The 18,105-nt window shown below is 51.3% G+C and carries 17 protein-coding genes; 9 read left to right on the forward strand and 8 right to left on the reverse strand.

The window, feature by feature from the left end:
• Positions 1-154 precede the first annotated feature (154 nt).
• The gene (locus GFB57_RS20210; protein WP_003023047.1) at positions 155-1,588 is read right to left on the reverse strand and encodes an anion permease; all 1,434 of its coding nucleotides are present in this window, start codon (positions 1,586-1,588) and stop codon (positions 155-157) included.
• A gap of 82 nt (positions 1,589-1,670) precedes the next feature.
• A complete protein-coding gene (locus GFB57_RS20215) occupies positions 1,671-2,723 on the reverse strand; it encodes a 4-oxalomesaconate tautomerase (protein WP_003023044.1) in 1,053 nt (350 codons plus the stop codon).
• Positions 2,724-2,901: 178 nt separating this feature from the next.
• Here GFB57_RS20215 and GFB57_RS20220 point away from each other — a divergent pair, with 178 nt between their 5' ends.
• Positions 2,902-3,852 (forward strand): LysR family transcriptional regulator, encoded by a 951-nt coding sequence (locus GFB57_RS20220; protein WP_003023043.1) that lies wholly within the window; start codon positions 2,902-2,904, stop codon positions 3,850-3,852.
• A gap of 57 nt (positions 3,853-3,909) precedes the next feature.
• On the opposite strand, the gene pgl is transcribed toward GFB57_RS20220, so the two are convergent.
• Positions 3,910-4,905: a 6-phosphogluconolactonase gene (gene pgl / locus GFB57_RS20225; protein WP_003023041.1), complete on the reverse strand. Its 996-nt coding sequence runs from the start codon at positions 4,903-4,905 to the stop codon at positions 3,910-3,912.
• A 165-nt stretch (positions 4,906-5,070) separates the two neighbouring features.
• Here pgl and GFB57_RS20230 point away from each other — a divergent pair, with 165 nt between their 5' ends.
• A complete protein-coding gene (locus GFB57_RS20230; protein ID WP_003023037.1) occupies positions 5,071-5,889 on the forward strand; it encodes a pyridoxal phosphatase in 819 nt (272 codons plus the stop codon).
• On the opposite strand, the gene modC is transcribed toward GFB57_RS20230, so the two are convergent.
• The 4 genes from modC to GFB57_RS20250 all read right to left on the reverse strand — a co-directional run bounded on the left by modC (position 5,890) and on the right by GFB57_RS20250 (position 8,762).
• Positions 5,890-6,948: a molybdenum ABC transporter ATP-binding protein ModC gene (modC, locus tag GFB57_RS20235; protein WP_003023034.1), complete on the reverse strand. Its 1,059-nt coding sequence runs from the start codon at positions 6,946-6,948 to the stop codon at positions 5,890-5,892.
• Positions 6,949-6,950: 2 nt separating this feature from the next.
• A complete protein-coding gene (gene modB, locus GFB57_RS20240; RefSeq protein ID WP_003023032.1) occupies positions 6,951-7,640 on the reverse strand; it encodes a molybdate ABC transporter permease subunit in 690 nt (229 codons plus the stop codon).
• Positions 7,640-8,413, reverse strand: a complete 774-nt coding sequence (gene modA, locus GFB57_RS20245; RefSeq protein ID WP_003023029.1) for a molybdate ABC transporter substrate-binding protein — start codon at positions 8,411-8,413, stop codon at positions 7,640-7,642. The genes modB and modA overlap by 1 nt, the downstream gene beginning before the upstream one ends.
• Positions 8,414-8,612: 199 nt before the next feature.
• Positions 8,613-8,762, reverse strand: coding sequence for an AcrZ family multidrug efflux pump-associated protein (locus GFB57_RS20250; RefSeq protein WP_003023026.1), 150 nt, complete (start codon positions 8,760-8,762; stop codon positions 8,613-8,615).
• 130 nt (positions 8,763-8,892) lie between these two features.
• Here GFB57_RS20250 and modE point away from each other — a divergent pair, with 130 nt between their 5' ends.
• From modE to gpmA, 7 genes are all read left to right on the forward strand, one after another.
• Positions 8,893-9,681: a molybdenum-dependent transcriptional regulator gene (gene modE / locus GFB57_RS20255; protein ID WP_003023018.1), complete on the forward strand. Its 789-nt coding sequence runs from the start codon at positions 8,893-8,895 to the stop codon at positions 9,679-9,681.
• Positions 9,682-9,748: 67 nt separating this feature from the next.
• A complete protein-coding gene (modF, locus tag GFB57_RS20260; RefSeq protein ID WP_003023015.1) occupies positions 9,749-11,221 on the forward strand; it encodes a molybdate ABC transporter ATP-binding protein ModF in 1,473 nt (490 codons plus the stop codon).
• 217 nt (positions 11,222-11,438) lie between these two features.
• Entirely contained in the window at positions 11,439-12,455 is a 1,017-nt protein-coding gene (galE, locus tag GFB57_RS20265; RefSeq protein WP_003023012.1) for a UDP-glucose 4-epimerase GalE, read from the forward strand.
• Positions 12,456-12,464: 9 nt separating this feature from the next.
• The gene (gene galT, locus GFB57_RS20270) at positions 12,465-13,511 is read left to right on the forward strand and encodes a galactose-1-phosphate uridylyltransferase (protein WP_003023009.1); all 1,047 of its coding nucleotides are present in this window, start codon (positions 12,465-12,467) and stop codon (positions 13,509-13,511) included.
• 3 nt (positions 13,512-13,514) lie between these two features.
• Positions 13,515-14,663 (forward strand): galactokinase, encoded by a 1,149-nt coding sequence (gene galK, locus GFB57_RS20275; protein ID WP_003023007.1) that lies wholly within the window; start codon positions 13,515-13,517, stop codon positions 14,661-14,663.
• Positions 14,657-15,697, forward strand: a complete 1,041-nt coding sequence (galM, locus tag GFB57_RS20280) for a galactose-1-epimerase (protein WP_003023003.1) — start codon at positions 14,657-14,659, stop codon at positions 15,695-15,697. The genes galK and galM overlap by 7 nt, the downstream gene beginning before the upstream one ends.
• A 232-nt stretch (positions 15,698-15,929) precedes the next feature.
• Positions 15,930-16,682 carry a 2,3-diphosphoglycerate-dependent phosphoglycerate mutase gene (gene gpmA / locus GFB57_RS20285; RefSeq protein ID WP_003022999.1) on the forward strand — a complete coding sequence of 251 codons (753 nt, stop codon included), beginning with the start codon at positions 15,930-15,932 and terminating at the stop codon, positions 16,680-16,682.
• A 107-nt stretch (positions 16,683-16,789) separates the two neighbouring features.
• Here the strand turns inward: gpmA and aroG are convergent, their stop codons facing one another.
• Positions 16,790-17,842, reverse strand: coding sequence for a 3-deoxy-7-phosphoheptulonate synthase AroG (gene aroG, locus GFB57_RS20290; RefSeq protein ID WP_003022997.1), 1,053 nt, complete (start codon positions 17,840-17,842; stop codon positions 16,790-16,792).
• Positions 17,843-18,105 lie beyond the last annotated feature (263 nt).

An 18,105-nucleotide genomic window follows, 5' to 3' on the forward strand; every position in this document is an offset into this window, starting at 1 on the left:
ACAGACAACCAATGAACGATGTAATTTATACCCTAAATAATTCGAGTTGCAGGAAGGCGGCAAGGGAGCGAATCCCCAAGAGCTTACTCCAGTAAGTGACTGGGGTGAGCGAGCGCAGCCAACGCACATGCAACTTGAAGTATGACGGGTATAGTTAGAGCATGTTCCAGCCAATCAACATATTCCACCACCAAAGGCCCAGCGTAATATGGACGAGGAACGTCAAGAACGTCAGCATTGCGCCAACCAGCCACCACGATTTGATGTCGTTATATCCAACGCCAAAAATAACCGGTCCCGCGGCGCCGCCATAATGGGTAACCATACCGCCGTAAGAGTTAGAAAAGAGTAATGCCAATGCAGTTAACATCAGTGGCGCACCAGAAACGTTCGCCAGCATGGCAAATACCGGCATCATTGCCACAATATAGGCGCTGCCAGAGGCAAAGAAATAACGAACAATAATGCTCAAAAAGAGAATAACAAAGAACGCAACATTGCCGTGGTTACCAAAGTCGAGGTTATTCTTGAAGAGTTCGGCTAACCAATCGAAGAATTTCACTTTCGATAACAGCGAACTCAAACCGATAATACCACCGTACCAGATTAAGGTATTCCAGCCGCCCTTATTTTTAACCACATCATCCCAGGTGACTACGCCAAACAAAAGCATCGTCCCCATTACTACAATGGCAACCGTTGATTCATCAACGCCGAGAGTTTTACTAAAGATCCATCCTAATAGCGCGAGGACGAAAATGCCCAGCAGCATTTTTTCGCGCCCTTTCATTGGCCCTAAATCCTGAAGTCCGGCTTTGGCGATAGTCTTGTTATCTACCTTTTTAATTTCAGGTGGATACATAAAATAGATGACTAAAGGCGTTACCAACAGCATAACCAGTCCAGGCACAGCTGCTGCAAGAGCCCATCCTCCCCAGCTTAGTTGTAAATGACAGATATCGTTGATCATCTTCAATGCCAGAATGTTTCCTGCCATCGCAGTAAAAAACATATAGCTGGTCGTTTTAGTGACCATATACACCGTCATCATCAGGTAGTGGCCGACGCGTCGGGGGCTCTTGTCCGGCTCAGAGCCTAACGCCACCGCCACGCTATTGATGATGGGCAAGACAATGCCTCCCGCACGCGCCGTATTTGACGGTGTTGCCGGGGCTAATACCAGGTCAAGAAATACGGTCACGTAGCCCAGGCCAAGCGTGGTGTTACCTATTTTACCAATCAGAATATAGGCAATTCGCTTGCCCAGTCCCGTCGTCACAAAAGCAGCGCTTAAAGTAAACGCGGAGAACACCAGCCATGTCGTACCGGAAGCATAGCCACTCAGCACGCTGCTGGTTTTAAGTACGCCGCTGCCTAAATTTCCGACAACCACCATTGAAGCGGCAACAGCAATCAATAATACCACCGGTTCAGGAAACGGTTTGATCACCAGCCCGACAATGGCTGCGAGATAAATACCAAATAGCACCCAGGCCAGTTCACTTAATCCTGCCGGTGCTGGCATAAGTCCTATAATGCAAGGGATGGCCAATATTAATATTAGCTTCCATAATGATTTAACGTTCATTTTGGGGTCCTGAATAATCTGTACAAGCAATACAGAATGTTTTTCGATTTTCCATAATCACAGCAACATGTGGCCAATGCTGTCAGGGAAGATAAACATCACCGGCGAATATTTTTCTGGCGGTGCGAATAACCGAAGCTCTGATAGTTTCAGGCTCATCCCCTTCATTGGTTAAATAAATATTAAGAGCGCCGCCTGGATGTTCGATAGTGATATTCCCGTAATGCGCGCCTGCGGTTACCTGACGCGTAACGGTACCGTTAATGGCGCAACTGCTGGCGATCGCTATCGCCCCAGTAATTGCCAGTGCTTTATGGCAAGAATGCGGCATAAAATAGCGAACATTAATTGCGCCATCATGCTGAGGCGCCGAGATGAGAATAGGTTTAGGGATAACCTTATTACTGACATTTCCCAGGCCCATAGCTTCACCGGCCTGTAAACGAATAGACTCGATGCGCGCCAATAATTCGCGGTCTGCATCTAAATCTTGCGCGGATTCATAACCCGTTTTCCCCAGGTATTCGGCAGGAATAATTACGACAGGTGTCGCCATATCCATACAGGTCACGGGAACGGAGTTGATATAATCGATGTGTTGGCCCGTTGGAAAAATATGCCCGGTTTTAGAACCTGCGGCATTCAGGAACGTCAATGCAATCGGGGCCGATGTTCCCGGGACACCGTCAATTCTTGCTGTTCCTTCATACTCAACAACGCCGTTTGGTGTCTGTATATCAGCTTCGATAAACGTGTTGGTGTTTACATTGCGAATACGAACGCGGGTGGTCGGCGTTGCGGCATTAATTAATCCCTTTTCAATAGCAAACGCGCCAACGGCGGAAAGCATATTGCCGCAGTTCGGCGTGGTATCGACCCGTTGCTCATGCACCAATACCTGAGCAAATAAATAATCGATATCAGCTTTCGGGTCGTTTGAACGGCTAATGATCGCTACTTTGCTGGTTAACGGATTGCCACCACCAATGCCGTCTATTTCCAGCGCATTGCCAGAACCCATAATTTTAATCAATACTTCATCACGCAGTTTTTCTTCTTGCGGTAGATCTTGTGCTAATAAAAATGCGCCCCTGGATGTTCCTCCGCGCATCATAACGCAAGGTATTTTTTTCATGATTATGCTCTCGATATTATTTTCACTATGTACATGGTTGCATGTCATGATTAGGGTGACTAATGACTTCATTTTCGTGATTAGTGATTTATTTTTATTAATTAAAAATTATGAATTGCAGATACACTGAACACTTTCATCTTAGACAGGGGCTTCCCCGATTTAGTCCGGAGTCAGAATGAAACACGAATTATCAAGCATGAAGGCGTTTGTCACACTGGCAGAGTCCGATTCTTTTAACAATGCCGCCAAGTTACTTAATATTACGCAACCTGCATTAACACGCAGAATTAAAAAGATGGAAGAGTATTTACACACTCAACTCTTTGAAAGAACAACTCGCAAAGTCACATTAACAAAAGCGGGAAAAAAGCTTTTACCTGAAGCCAGAGAATTAATTAGGGCATTAGATGAAACTATTTTTAATATTAGTGATGTGAATGTTCATCATCATGGCATAGTGACATTATCCTGTATTCCTACCGCAGTTTTCTATTTCTTGCCGTTGGCAATAGGAAAATTTAATGAGCGGTATCCCAATATCAAAGTGCGAATTATTGAACAAGGTACGAATAATTGTATGGAATCCGTACTTTGCAATGAGGCTGATTTTGGAATAAATATGAACAACATCACAAATTCCTCTATCGAGTTCACTCCACTGGTTAATGAACCGTTTGTTCTGGCCTGTCGGCGCGATCATCCACTCGCCAATAAACAGTTGGTGGAGTGGCAGGAATTGCTGAATTACAAATTGATAGGCGTTCGCTCCTCAAGCGGTAACCGATTATTGATTGAACAACATTTGGCCGATAAACCATGGAAACTGAACTGGTTTTACGAGGTTCGTCATCTGTCCACTTCGCTGGGACTGGTTGAAGCTGGACTGGGCGTTTCTGCGTTACCAGGGTTAGCAATGCCGCAAACGCCGCATCCCACCCTGACAGGTATCCCACTGGTTGAGCCTGTTATTAGACGCACACTGGGAGTTATTCGGCGTAAAGACGCTATTCTCTCACCTCCCGCTGAACGTTTCTTCTCTCTTCTGCTTAATTTATGGGCAGATGACAAAGACTGTCTTTGGACATCCGTTGCTGAACGTCATGAAAATCTACCGCTTGTTGAATAAACATAAAAAAATCCGCAATCTTCACAAGATTGCGGATCGTTTGTAACACCTGACGTTTTAGTACGCGTTAACCACCACCCACATCGGGCCTTGTCCTACCGCGTAACGACCGTTCTCTGTCAACAGTCCTTGTTCGCCTGCAATCTTATACACCGCAATATGGTGCGATTTTTGCCCGGCGGCAATCAGGTATTTTCCGCTGTGATCGATATTAAAACCACGTGGCTGAGTTTCGGTAGGCTGGAAACCCTCTTTAGTCAGTACGCTACCGTCTTCAGACACGCTAAAGACCGTAATCAGGCTGGCGGTGCGATCACAGGCATACAGATGACGCCCATCAGGTGTGATATGAATATCTGCTGCCCAACGGGTATCAGCGAAATCTGCAGGCATCATATCCAGCGTCTGCACACACTCAATTTTGCCGTACGGATCTTTCAGCTCCCAGACATCAACAGAGCTGTTCAGCTCGTTCACACAGTAGGCATATTGCTTATTCGGATGGAACGCCATATGACGCGGGCCCGCGCCTTCCACGGTAGTCACTTCAGCCGGTTCCTGCGCGACCAGATGGCCATCATCGCTTACGTCAAACAGGCAGATACGATCCTGTTTCAACGCCGGAACCCACAGGGTACGGTTATCCGGAGAGATGTTGGCTGAGTGGCAACCATCCAGACCCTCAACCACGTCAACCAGTTCCACCGGCAGACCATCTTCCAGACGCGTGACGCTCACGCTGCCAGCGTTATAAGAACCCACAAACACGAAACGTCCCTGATGATCGGTAGAAATATGCGTCGGGCTACCCGGCAGCGCAGACTCTGCCGCGAAGGTCAGCGCACCGTCATCAGGCGCAATACGATAAGCCAACACGCGAAACTCCGGGCGCACGCCAACATAGAGGTAACGCTTATCCGGGCTGACGACCATCGGCTGTACCTGACCCGGCACATCAACCACCTGTGTCAGCGTCAGAGAACCATCGTGATTCAGGCTCCAGACGTGGATTTGCTGACTTTCAGGGCTGGCGGTATAAACGGTTTGCTTCATGAATACTCCTTTGCTTTTTGGCAGGTGGCTGCAATTGCCTGACACACGCCTAAGGTAGACGCTTTTAACGGTGAATGCTTAATTAAGGCTCAGAATTTTGTCCGGCTCCCGTCTCGGTGTACCATTCCAACAGACATAATTCTCAACCTTAATCTGGATAAACCTATGACCGCACGCGTGATTGCCCTGGATTTAGACGGTACCCTCTTGACCCCGAAAAAAACCTTGCTGCCATCCTCTCTCGAAGCGCTCTCGCGCGCCAGAGAAGCAGGCTACCAACTTATCATTGTCACAGGTCGCCATCACGTTGCTATTCATCCTTTTTATCAGGCACTGGCGCTGGATACACCTGCAATTTGCTGCAACGGTACCTATTTGTATGATTATCAAGCAAAAAAGGTGCTGGAATCCGATCCCCTTCCGGTAGACCAGGCATTACAGCTGATCGAAATGCTGGATGAACATCAGATCCACGGGCTGATGTATGTGGATGAGGCCATGCTGTATGAGCGCCCTACAGGGCATGTAGTGCGTACCGCTAACTGGGCACAAACGCTGCCGCCGGAACAGCGCCCGACCTTCACCCAGGTTCCTTCGCTGGCGCAGGCGGCGCATGACGTTAACGCCGTCTGGAAATTTGCTCTGACCGACGAAGATATTCCGAAACTGCAGCAGTTTGGCCGGTATGTCGAGCAACAGCTGGGGCTGGAGTGTGAATGGTCCTGGCACGATCAGGTCGACATTGCCCGTAAAGGCAACAGTAAAGGACGACGCTTGACCCAGTGGATCGAAGCACAGGGCGGGTCAATGGAAAACGTGATTGCCTTTGGCGATAACTTTAACGATATCAGCATGCTGGAAGCCGCAGGCATCGGCGTAGCGATGGGCAACGCGGATGACGCGGTCAAAGCCCGCGCCAACATCGTGATTGGTGATAACACCACCGACAGCATCGCGAAATTTATCTACTCTCACCTGCTGTAATCAGGCGGTAATCGATACGCTCTTAATTTGCGCGTACAACCACAGGCCAGGTTTGATACCCAGTTCATCCCTGGCCCACGGGCTGATCTTCGCCCACAGCGTCTTACCGCCCACCTCAAGCTGAACTTCCACCTGACCGTTATCGTCATAGCATTGCGCGACTTTTGCCCGGAGAACATTACGAATACTGGTCTGTTGCGGCGGTTGCAGTACCAATGAAACATCAGAGGCCTGAATACGAATACGCAGCGCGGTTTGCAGCGGTTGCTCCAGCTTGTTGACCCATAGATGCTGATCGCCAAGCGCCAGCGCGGTCATCGCGTAGTGTGGATGATGTTCCAGCACGCTGACTTTCAGAATACTGCTTTGCTGTTCCTTAGGCAGCCAGGGGTGCATCACGCTGCTGCCCCAGACATCTTCCAACGAACCAAACGCTTTGACCTGCCCGTTTTCCAGCACCATCACTTTATCTGCCAGGTGCAAAATCTCATCAAGCGAGTGGCTGACGTACAGCATCGGAATATTAATTTCCCGCGCCAGGCGTTGCAGATAAGGCAGCAGTTCGCGTTTACGCGGTATATCCAGCGAGGCTAACGGCTCATCAAGCAGCAATAACTCAGGCGCGGTCAGCAGCGCCCGACCGATGGCGACACGCTGCTTTTCACCACCAGAAAGACCGCCTGGTAGACGGTCAAGCAGCGGTTCAATGCCCAACAACGCCACCAGCTTATCAAACTGTCCGGCCATGCTTTTCGCCATTCCGTAACGCAGGTTGCCGCGCACTTTATAGTGCGGGAACAGGCGCGCATCCTGGAAAACATAGCCCACCCGGCGTTTTTCCGGCGTTAAACAGATACCGTTCTCGACGTCGTTTAAGACCCGACCGTTGAGCACGATGCGCCCGGACTGCGGCTGCGTCAGACCACTGATGGCGTTAATCAGTGAGGTTTTGCCCGCACCGGAAACGCCAAAAATAGCGGTGATGCCGCTGGCTGGCAGCGTTTCGTTGAGCGTCAGACAATGCGTCCCCAGCATCTGGGAGAAATTAAGTTCAAGCATGATTATCGCCCCGTCCGCTCACGGCTAATACGCGCCAGCCATTCAGAAATCAGCAGCGAAATCAGCGCCAACACAATGGAAATGATACATAATCTCGCCGCCGCGCTTTCGCCGCCCGGGGTTTGGATCAGGGTATACATCGCCGAAGGAATGGTGCGGGTTTCGCCAGGAATATTGGAAACAAAGGTAATGGTTGCACCAAATTCCCCAAGGGAACGCGCAAACGCCAGCACCGTACCAACAATAATGCCGGGCAGCATCAGCGGTAACGTAATGGTCATAAAGACGCGCCAGCGTCCGGCTCCCAGCGTGCGGGCCGCCTGCTCCAGCTTGACGTCGACACCTTCCAGCGCCAAACGAATAGCCCGCACCATGAGCGGGAAGGACATCACCGCAGCGGCCAGCACCGCCCCACGCCAGCTAAAGGCAAAAGTGATGCCAAACCAGTCGTACAGCCATTCGCCAATGAATCCGCGCCGTCCCATAGAGACCAACAGCAGATACCCCACCACCACAGGCGGCAGAACCAGCGGCAAATGCAGTACGCTGTCGAGCAGCGCTTTGCCCGGGAACTTGCATCGCACCAGTAGCCAGGCAAAGAAGATCCCAAATGGCAGACTAAACAACACGGCCAGGGAAGAAACTTTCAGGCTCAGTATAACGGCCTGCCATTCAGGATCGGTCAGTATCATTACTTGGTCGTAAATCCATAACGTTTAAAGATTTCAGCAGCCTGCGGTCCTTTCAGGTAATCATAGAACGCGCTAACCGTTGCGTTTTTGTGCCCATCAACAATCGCGATAGGGTATTCCACTTTTTTGTGCGAATCTTCCGGGAAAGTCGCAACAACTTTTACGCCCTTGCTGGCGACGGCATCAGAACCATAGACGATCCCCAGCGGCGCTTCGTTACGCTCTACCAGCGCCAGCGCACCGCGCACGTCTTCAGCAGGAGCCAGTTTCGGGGCCAGGGTATCCCATGCACCCAGTTTTTGCAGCGCTTCTTTGGCATAAATGCCTGCCGGAACATGTTCCGGATCGCCAACAGCCAGGCGCCCACCGTTCAACAGACTGGTCCAGTTGGTTTTGCTGTCGATGGTGAAGTCTTTCTGTGCGCTGGCTTTCGGCGCAACCACCACCAGGCTGTTACCCAACAGCGTTTCACGCGTTGCGGTATCAATCGACTTCTTGTCTACCGCGTAGTCCATCCATTTCTGATCGGCAGAAATAAACAGATCGGCCGGTGCGCCTGCTTCAATCTGACGCGCCAGTGTGGAAGAAGAAGCAAAAGAGGAGACAACATCAACGTTCTTCTCTTTTTTATATTGCGTTGCAATGTCCTGCATCGCGTTGGTCAGCGAAGCCGCTGCGAAAACGGTAATCTTTCCTTCATCCGCCAGCGCATGTCCGGCAACAGTAAGAGAAAGTGTTGCCCCTGCAAACAAGCGTAACCATGTACGTGCCATCTGTAACTCCTTTGTGTTTCGTTATGTAGGCGCAAATATAACGATTAAACCAGGATTTTCCCAGTGGTTATTGATACCAATTAGAGGTTACACAAAGAAAATATCGGCAGGGAAAGCAGGATCTTGAGAAACTGTAGCGAGAGAAAACGAGTAGGAAGGCTAAAAATATAAACGCCCGACTGAGCGGGCGTTTGGGGAATCAATGATTCTGTCTGGACTGGTCTTTCTGACCGATACCGGAGAAAATGTTGAACACTTCACCCAGTCCGTAAATCAGACCCAGAATGATGGCCATTACCACAGGTACCATGATTACGGCGAATACCAGACTTTTCAATAACTCTAACATGGTCAACTCCAGATATAGTCCTTAGTTGTATTCTAACCACATAACGCAGAAAAGCACTCCCCTTTTGTGCGGTCGGCTTTGCTCAGGCACGGTTTTCCGTCACAATACCCTTTTTTGCCAGGAGCTTGTGATGCAGGCCGAAATCCTTCTTACGCTGAAACTTCAGCAAAAACTGTTTGCTGATCCCCGTCGCATTTCTCTGCTTAAGCACATTGCGCTTTCCGGTTCCATCAGTCAGGGCGCGAAGGATGCAGGTATCAGCTACAAAAGCGCCTGGGATGCGATTAACGAAATGAACCAGCTCAGCGAGCAGACGCTGGTTGAACGTGCCACAGGCGGTAAAGGCGGCGGTGGCGCGGTGTTAACGCGCTATGGCCAACGTTTAATCCAGTTATATGATTTACTGGCGCAAATCCAACAAAAAGCTTTTGATGTTTTGAGCGATGACGATGCGCTACCGCTCAACAGCCTGCTGGCAGCTATCTCGCGTTTTTCACTGCAAACCAGCGCCCGTAACCAGTGGTTTGGCACTATTACCGCTCGCGACCACGATCAGGTCCAGCAGCATGTTGACGTCCTGCTGGCCGATGGTGAAACGCGCCTGAAAGTGGCAATCACTGCGCAAAGCGGTGAGCGTCTGGGTCTTGAGGAAGGCAAAGAAGTACTGATTCTGCTGAAAGCGCCGTGGGTGGGAATCACTCAGGACGACGCCATCGCTCAGGCTGCCGATAACCAGTTGCAGGGCACGATTAGCCATATTGAACGCGGTGCGGAACAGTGTGAAGTGCTGATGACGTTGCCAGATGGCCAGACGCTCTGCGCGACGTTGCCGATAGATCAGACCCACACATTAACTGAAGGCGCTAACGTCACAGCATATTTTAATGCTGATAGAGTGATTATCGCCACGCTGTGCTGAGTTGATTGACATCAGCCCGAAGAACACGTATCCCTGTTATTCATCGCTGCAAATAATGGGATACAAAATGTCATCGTTGCAAATTTCGCAAGGCATGTTTCGTCTTAGCGACACAAAAACGCTCCAGTTAGATGCGTTGACGTTAAACGCGGGTGATAGCTGGGCGTTTGTTGGCTCTAATGGTAGCGGGAAATCTGCGCTGGCCCGCGCGCTGGCGGGCGAGTTGCCGCTCCTGAAAGGCGAACGCCGCTGCCAGTTCACACGTATTACCCGACTCTCCTTTGAGCAGCTCCAAAAGCTGGTCAGCGACGAGTGGCAGCGGAACAACACCGATCTTCTTAGTCCCGGTGAAGACGACACAGGGCGCACCACCGCAGAAATCATTCAGGATGAGGTCAACGATCCCGCCCGCTGCGCTGCGCTGGCGCAGCAGTTTGGCATTTCAGCCCTACTCAACAGGCGTTTCAAATACCTTTCCACCGGTGAAACACGCAAAACTCTGCTCTGCCAGGCATTAATGTCCACGCCAGATTTGCTGATCCTTGATGAACCCTTTGACGGGCTGGACGTCGCGTCCCGCCGCCAGTTAGCAGAACTGCTCGATGAGCTGCACCAGGCCGGTTTAACGCTGGTACTGGTGCTTAATCGCTTTGATGAAATTCCCGAATTCGTGCAGTTTGCCGGCGTGCTTGCCGATTGCACACTGACGGAAACCGGCGCAAAAATCGACCTTCTGCAACAAGCATTAATCGCTCAGCTAGCCCATAGCGAGCGGCTGGAAGGCATCCAGTTACCCGAGCCGGATGAGCCTTCAGTACGCCACACATTGTCAGATAACGAGCCGCGCATTGTGCTTAAAGATGGCACTGTCTCGTATAACGATCGCCCTATCCTGCATCATCTGAGCTGGCGGGTAAATCCGGGGGAACACTGGCAAATCATCGGCCCCAACGGTGCGGGGAAATCAACCCTGCTCAGTTTAATCACCGGCGATCATCCCCAGGGATATAGCAACGACCTGACCCTGTTTGGCCGACGCCGAGGCAGCGGTGAAACTATCTGGGATATCAAAAAACACATTGGCTATGTCAGCAGCAGCCTGCATCTGGATTACCGGGTAAGTACGACAGTTCGCAACGTTATTCTCTCCGGTTATTTCGATTCAATCGGCATTTATCAGGCCGTCTCCGACAGGCAGCACAAGCTGGTACAACAGTGGCTGGATATTCTTGGCATCGATAAACGTACCGCGGATGCGCCATTTCATAGTCTTTCCTGGGGACAGCAGCGGCTGGCCTTGATTGTTCGTGCTCTGGTGAAACATCCTACATTGCTGATCCTCGATGAACCCTTGCAAGGATTAGATCCGCTCAACCGCCAACTGATCCGTCGGTTTGTGGATGTCCTGATCGGTGAAGGCGAAACTCAGCTTTTGTTCGTCTCTCATCACGCCGAAGATGCCCCGGCCTGCATTACCCATCGGCTAGAGTTTGTACCCGAGGGCGATATCTACGGCTATCGACAAACCTCTCTGCGTTAATTTTCATGCCAGGGCGTTTATCACGCCCTTTTTTCTGCTTTTTTTTCAGACAATCGCTGTAATAACAACCTAACATAATGATTTATAATAAAGTAACCAGCAGCATCGAGTGAAAATCTTGGAGTGTAAACGATTCCACTAATTTATTCCGTGTCACACTTTTCGCATCTTTGTTATGCTATGGTTATTGCATACCATAGGCTTAACGGAGCGAATTATGAGAGTATTGGTTACAGGTGGTAGCGGTTACATTGGAAGCCACACTTGCGTGCAGTTGCTGAAAAACGGTCACGAGGTGGTGATCCTGGATAATCTCTGCAACAGCAAGCGCAGCGTACTGCCCGTCATTGAGCGTTTAGGCGGCAAGCATCCGACCTTCGTGGAAGGAGACATCCGTAACGAAGCGCTGATAACCGAAATTCTGCACGATCATGCCATTGATACGGTCATCCATTTTGCCGGTTTAAAAGCCGTTGGAGAATCCGTTGCCAAGCCGCTGGAGTACTATGACAACAACGTCAACGGCACTCTGCGTCTGGTGAATGCAATGCGCGCAGCCAACGTGAAAAACTTCATTTTCAGCTCCTCCGCGACCGTCTATGGCGATCAGCCGCAAATTCCTTACGTTGAAAGCTTCCCCACCGGCACGCCACAAAGTCCGTACGGCAAAAGCAAGCTGATGGTGGAACAGATCCTGACCGATCTGCAAAAAGCTCAGCCCGACTGGAGCATTGCCCTGCTGCGCTACTTTAACCCAGTTGGCGCTCATCCGTCAGGAGATATGGGGGAAGATCCGCAAGGTATTCCAAACAACCTGATGCCTTACATCGCGCAGGTTGCGGTTGGCCGCCGCGAGTCTCTTGCCATATTTGGCAATGACTACCCTACTGAAGATGGCACCGGCGTACGCGACTACATCCATGTGATGGATCTCGCCGACGGCCACGTTGCCGCCATGGAAAAACTGGCAGGCATTCAGGGTGTGCATATTTATAATCTCGGTGCAGGCATCGGCAGCAGCGTGCTGGACGTGGTCCACGCCTTCAGCAAAGCCTGCGGTAAACCGGTGAATTACCATTTCGCCCCGCGCCGTGACGGCGATCTTCCGGCCTACTGGGCTGATGCCAGCAAAGCCGATCGCGAGCTCAACTGGCGCGTGACCCGCACATTGGATGAAATGGCGCAAGATACCTGGCACTGGCAGTCACGCCACCCACAGGGATATTCGGATTAAGGACCAATCATGACGCAATTCAATCCTGTCGATCATCCACACCGCCGTTTTAACCCGCTCACCGGGCAGTGGATCCTCGTATCACCGCATCGCGCCAAACGCCCGTGGCAAGGGGCGCAGGAAACTCCGTCTAAGCAGGTACTACCTGCACATGACCCGGACTGCTTCCTGTGCGCTGGCAATACGCGCGTTACCGGCGACAAAAACCCGGATTACACCGGGACCTATGTCTTTACCAATGACTTTGCTGCGTTGATGTCCGATACACCGGACGCGCCGGACAGTCACGATCCGTTGATGCGCTGCCAGAGCGCGCGCGGTACCAGCCGCGTGATTTGCTTCTCACCCGATCACAGCAAAACATTGCCGGAACTCAGCGTCCCTGCACTGACAGAAATCGTAAAAACGTGGCAGGAGCAGACCGAAGACTTAGGGAAAACCTATCCCTGGGTGCAGGTATTTGAGAATAAAGGCGCAGCGATGGGGTGCTCGAACCCGCACCCACACGGACAAATTTGGGCCAACAGCTTTTTGCCTAACGAAGCCGAACGTGAAGATCGCCTGCAGAAAGCATACTTCGCCGAACAAGGCGCGCCAATGCTCGTTGATTACGTCCAGCGAGAACTGGCGGATGGCAGCCGTACGGTTGTTGAAACCGAGCACTGGCTGGCGGTTGTACCTTACTGGGCCGCGTGGCCGTTCGAAACGTTGCTGCTGCCGAAAGCGCATGTGCTGCGTATTACCGATTTGAGCGAAGAACAGCGTGCTGACCTGGCGCTGGCGTTGAAAAAACTGACCAGTCGTTATGACAATCTGTTCCAGTGTTCATTCCCCTACTCCATGGGCTGGCACGGCGCACCGTTTAACGGTGAAGAAAACCAACACTGGCAGTTGCATGCTCACTTTTATCCGCCGCTGCTGCGTTCCGCGACCGTGCGTAAATTTATGGTCGGATATGAAATGCTGGCAGAAACCCAGCGCGACCTGACGGCAGAACAAGCGGCTGAACGACTGCGTGCGGTCAGCGACATCCATTTTCGCGAATCCGGAGTTTAAATAATGAGTCTGAAAGAAAAAACACAATCTCTGTTTGCAGAAACATTTGGCTACCCTGCCACCCATACTATTCAGGCACCGGGTCGTGTAAACCTGATCGGCGAACATACCGATTATAACGACGGCTTCGTTCTGCCTTGCGCCATCGACTATCAAACCGTTATCAGTTGTGCGGCACGCGACGATCGAAAAGTCCGCGTGATCGCCGCTGATTACGACAATCAGATTGATGAGTTCTCGCTTGATGCACCGATTATCGCCCACGACAGCCAGCAGTGGTCAAACTACGTGCGTGGCGTAGTGAAACATCTGCAAAAGCGCAATAACGCCTTTGGCGGTGCTGATCTGGTGATCAGCGGTAACGTCCCACAGGGCGCGGGGTTAAGTTCTTCTGCCTCGCTGGAAGTCGCTGTGGGTACGGTATTCCAGCAGCTCTATCATCTGCCGCTCGACGGCGCGCAGATTGCCCTGAACGGTCAGGAAGCTGAAAACCAGTTTGTCGGCTGTAACTGCGGCATTATGGATCAGTTGATCTCGGCACTTGGTAAGAAAGATCATGCGCTACTGATCGACTGCCGAACGCTTGGCACCAAAGCAGTTTCTATGCCTGAGGGCGTAGCGGTGGTGATCATCAACAGTAACTTTAAACGTACGCTGGTCGGTAGCGAATACAACACCCGTCGTGAACAATGTGAAACCGGCGCACGTTTCTTCCAGCAGCCAGCGCTGCGTGATGTTAGCCTTGAAGCGTTTAACGCCGTCGCCCACGAGCTGGATCCGATTGTCGCCAAACGCGTTCGCCACGTGATCACGGAAAATGCGCGTACCGTTGAAGCAGCACAGGCGCTGGAAAAAGGCGACCTGCTGCGTATGGGCCAACTGATGGCGGAATCTCACGCCTCAATGCGCGATGACTTTGAAATTACCGTGCCGCAAATTGATACGCTGGTTGAGATTGTCAAAGCGACCATTGGCGATAAAGGCGGTGTACGCATGACCGGCGGCGGCTTCGGCGGCTGTATCGTGGCGCTGATCCCGCAAGATTTGGTGCCTGCCGTACAGCAAGCTGTAGCTGAGCAGTACGAAGCAAAAACTGGAATTAAAGAAACATTCTACGTCTGCAAACCTTCTCAAGGAGCCGGACAATGTTAAACGAAATCCCCGTGCAGGCTCCGGACGGTCAGCCGTTTCGCCTGCTCACCCTGCGCAATGACGCAGGGATGGTGGTCACGCTGATGGACTGGGGCGCGACCCTACTCTCTGCACGTATTCCGCTCAGCGATGATAGCGTGCGCGAAGCATTACTCGGTTGCGCCAGCCCGGAACAATACCCGGAACAGGCTGCATTTCTGGGGGCTTCGATTGGTCGCTACGCGAACCGTATCGCCAACAGCCGTTATACCTTTGCTGGCGAAACCGTTGAATTAATACCAAGTCAGGGCGACAACCAGCTGCACGGCGGGCCGGACGGTTTTGACAAACGTCGCTGGCAGATAGTCAATCAAAATGACCGCCAGGTGCTGTTCGCCTTAACGTCTGACGATGGCGATCAGGGCTTCCCTGGCCATCTTTGCGCTACCGTGCAGTATCGCCTGACTGACGATAATCGTATTTCGATAACCTACCGCGCCACGGTCGATAAGCCCTGCCCGGTGAATCTGACGAATCACGTTTATTTCAACCTCGACGGTGACAAAACGGATGTGCGCCAACACAAGCTGCAAATCCTCGCCGACGAGTACTTGCCGGTTGATGAAATGGGCATCCCGCACGACGGACTGAAATCCGTCGCTGGTAGCACTTTCGATTTCCGTACGCCTAAGATCATCAGCAGTGAATTTCTTGCCGATGACGATCAGCGCAAGGTAAAAGGTTACGATCACGCCTTCCTGCTCCAGGCACAGGGCAATACGCATACGCCGGTCGCTCGACTGTGGTCCCGGGATGAAAAACTGCAGATGGAGGTCTACACCTCCGCCCCGGCATTACAGTTTTATTCCGGGAATTTCCTCGGCGGTACGCCATCCCGTGGCCCTGATGCCTACGCCGACTGGCAAGGTCTGGCGCTGGAAAGCGAGTTCCTGCCGGACAGCCCGAACCATCCGGAATGGCCGCAGCCAGACTGCTTCCTGCGTCCTGGCGAAGAGTACGCCAGCGTGACGGAATACCGGTTTATTCCAGCCTAATCGTTCCCCCTCCCAGGCCCGATGACGTAACGTATCGGGCCTGTTGCTTGTTTATCACAGTAGAACCGCTCAAATCCCCACCGTTCAAAGACAAAATCGCAACCTTGAGTTCACAAGAACCTTACACTGTGGCGCTATTTTCGCTATGGTTATGCGTAAGGATTGCCGCTGACGCATTACGGCAATATAATGAGAATTATTATCATTCAATATGATTTATAGGAGTGAGTGTATGGCTGTAACTAAGCTGGTTCTGGTACGTCACGGTGAAAGTCAGTGGAACAACGAGAACCGTTTTACCGGTTGGTATGACGTTGATCTGTCCGAGAAAGGTGTGGGCGAAGCAAAAGCGGCAGGTAAATTGCTGAAAGAGGAAGGCTACAGCTTCGATTTTGCTTATACCTCTGTGCTGAAACGTGCCATCCACACCCTGTGGAACGTACTGGACGAACTGGATCAGGCCTGGCTGCCGGTTGAGAAATCCTGGAAACTGAACGAACGTCATTACGGCGCGCTGCAGGGTCTGAACAAAGCTGAAACCGCTGAAAAATACGGTGACGAGCAGGTTAAACAATGGCGTCGCGGCTTTGCGGTAACGCCACCGGAACTGACCAAAGATGACGAGCGTTATCCGGGTCACGATCCGCGTTATGCGAAGCTGACCGACAAAGAGTTACCGGTTACCGAAAGCCTGGCGCTGACCATCGATCGCGTTATCCCCTACTGGAACGAAACTATTCTGCCGCGCATGAAAAGCGGTGAGCGTGTGATTATCGCCGCTCACGGTAACTCTCTGCGTGCGCTGGTTAAATACCTGGATAACATGGGCGAAGATGAGATCCTTGAACTGAACATTCCGACCGGCGTACCGCTGGTATATGAGTTCGACGAAAACTTCAAACCGATCAAACACTACTATCTGGGTAACGCTGACGAGATCGCAGCAAAAGCGGCAGCCGTTGCGAACCAGGGTAAAGCGAAGTAATTTTCATCCCGGGTCAAACGAAAAAAGCGTGGAATGCTCCACGCTTTTTTATTGCCAGATAGTGGCGTTGCCTTATCCGGCCTACCGAGCGTAGCCCGGATGCGTTTTTACCCGCGGCGTGCTTTTACCGCTTCTGCCAGTTGGCGTAAGACCGCATCGGTGTCTTCCCAGCCAATGCAGGCGTCAGTGATGCTCTTACCGTAGGTCAGCGGCTCGCCGCTATCCGGGTTCTGATTACCCTCGACCAGATGGCTTTCGATCATCACGCCAATAATCGCTTTTTCTCCACCAGCGACTTGTCCGCAAACGTCTTTCGCAACATCCATCTGCTTTTTGAACTGCTTGCAGGAGTTGGCATGGCTAAAGTCGATCATCACCTGCGCTGAAAGCCCTGCTTTGATCAGACCTTCTTTCACATCGGCAACGTGCTGAGCGCTGTAGTTAGGTTCTTTGCCGCCGCGCAAAATAATATGGCAATCGCCGTTACCGCTGGTATTCACGATCGCTGAATGACCCCATTTGGTCACAGACAGGAAGCAGTGTGGCGCCCCTGCTGCGTTGATTGCATCAATCGCAACTTTGATCGTGCCATCGGTACCGTTTTTAAAACCAACCGGGCAAGACAGACCTGATGCCAGCTCGCGGTGTACTTGAGACTCAGTGGTACGAGCCCCAATCGCGCCCCAACTCATCAAGTCGGCGAGGTATTGCGGCGTGATCATATCGAGGAACTCACCCGCAGCCGGCAATCCGCTATCGTTGATATCCAGCAGCAATTTACGTGCAATGCGCAGCCCATCGTTGATTTGGAAGCTGTTGTCCATGTGCGGATCGTTGATAAGCCCTTTCCAGCCGACGGTGGTTCGCGGTTTTTCAAAATAGACGCGCATGACAATTTCAAGCTCGCCTTTTAACTCTTCGCGCAGCGCCAGCAGGCGGGCGGCGTACTCTTTAGCGGCTGCCGGATCATGAATAGAACACGGCCCAATCACCACCAACAGGCGATCATCGCTCCCTTTCAGAATTTTATGAATCGCCTTACGGGCATGAGCCACCGTGTTTGCGGCATTTTCAGTAGCGGGGAATTTTTCCAGCAATGCGACTGGCGGTAATAACTCGTTGATCTCTTTAATGCGTAAATCGTCGTTCTGATAATTCATGATTATTCCAGCGTTGCCATACTTATATAAATGAATGCAATCCCTCCAATCTATATCTTCAGTCATAAAGTGTAAACGGGGTTTTACACTTTGGACGGATTAATCCTGGAATTGGCCAAAAAAACGCAATAAAGTAGCGAAAAACGAGATCCAACCTACAATTTATAACTGTAACAGCTTTAATTTCCATAAATTTCAAGATTCTATGCTGGGTTTAATTTCTCAGGCAAAACTATTAACCACATATTGATGATGTAACTGGC

Source organism: Citrobacter sp. S39 (assembly GCF_009495675.1).
GTDB classification, from domain to species: domain Bacteria; phylum Pseudomonadota; class Gammaproteobacteria; order Enterobacterales; family Enterobacteriaceae; genus Citrobacter; species Citrobacter freundii.

Bases quoted from the DNA above. Each gene is read 5' to 3' on its own strand.
- GFB57_RS20210 (WP_003023047.1), bottom strand. From the start codon at position 1,588: ATGAACGTTAAATCATTATGGAAGCTAATATTAATATTGGCCATCCCT.
- GFB57_RS20215 (WP_003023044.1), bottom strand. From the start codon at position 2,723: ATGAAAAAAATACCTTGCGTTATGATGCGCGGAGGAACATCCAGGGGC.
- GFB57_RS20220 (WP_003023043.1), top strand. From the start codon at position 2,902: ATGAAACACGAATTATCAAGCATGAAGGCGTTTGTCACACTGGCAGAG.
- pgl (WP_003023041.1), bottom strand. From the start codon at position 4,905: ATGAAGCAAACCGTTTATACCGCCAGCCCTGAAAGTCAGCAAATCCAC.
- GFB57_RS20230 (WP_003023037.1), top strand. From the start codon at position 5,071: ATGACCGCACGCGTGATTGCCCTGGATTTAGACGGTACCCTCTTGACC.
- modC (WP_003023034.1), bottom strand. From the start codon at position 6,948: ATGCTTGAACTTAATTTCTCCCAGATGCTGGGGACGCATTGTCTGACG.
- modB (WP_003023032.1), bottom strand. From the start codon at position 7,640: ATGATACTGACCGATCCTGAATGGCAGGCCGTTATACTGAGCCTGAAA.
- modA (WP_003023029.1), bottom strand. From the start codon at position 8,413: ATGGCACGTACATGGTTACGCTTGTTTGCAGGGGCAACACTTTCTCTT.
- GFB57_RS20250 (WP_003023026.1), bottom strand. From the start codon at position 8,762: ATGTTAGAGTTATTGAAAAGTCTGGTATTCGCCGTAATCATGGTACCT.
- modE (WP_003023018.1), top strand. From the start codon at position 8,893: ATGCAGGCCGAAATCCTTCTTACGCTGAAACTTCAGCAAAAACTGTTT.
- modF (WP_003023015.1), top strand. From the start codon at position 9,749: ATGTCATCGTTGCAAATTTCGCAAGGCATGTTTCGTCTTAGCGACACA.
- galE (WP_003023012.1), top strand. From the start codon at position 11,439: ATGAGAGTATTGGTTACAGGTGGTAGCGGTTACATTGGAAGCCACACT.
- galT (WP_003023009.1), top strand. From the start codon at position 12,465: ATGACGCAATTCAATCCTGTCGATCATCCACACCGCCGTTTTAACCCG.
- galK (WP_003023007.1), top strand. From the start codon at position 13,515: ATGAGTCTGAAAGAAAAAACACAATCTCTGTTTGCAGAAACATTTGGC.
- galM (WP_003023003.1), top strand. From the start codon at position 14,657: ATGTTAAACGAAATCCCCGTGCAGGCTCCGGACGGTCAGCCGTTTCGC.
- gpmA (WP_003022999.1), top strand. From the start codon at position 15,930: ATGGCTGTAACTAAGCTGGTTCTGGTACGTCACGGTGAAAGTCAGTGG.
- aroG (WP_003022997.1), bottom strand. From the start codon at position 17,842: ATGAATTATCAGAACGACGATTTACGCATTAAAGAGATCAACGAGTTA.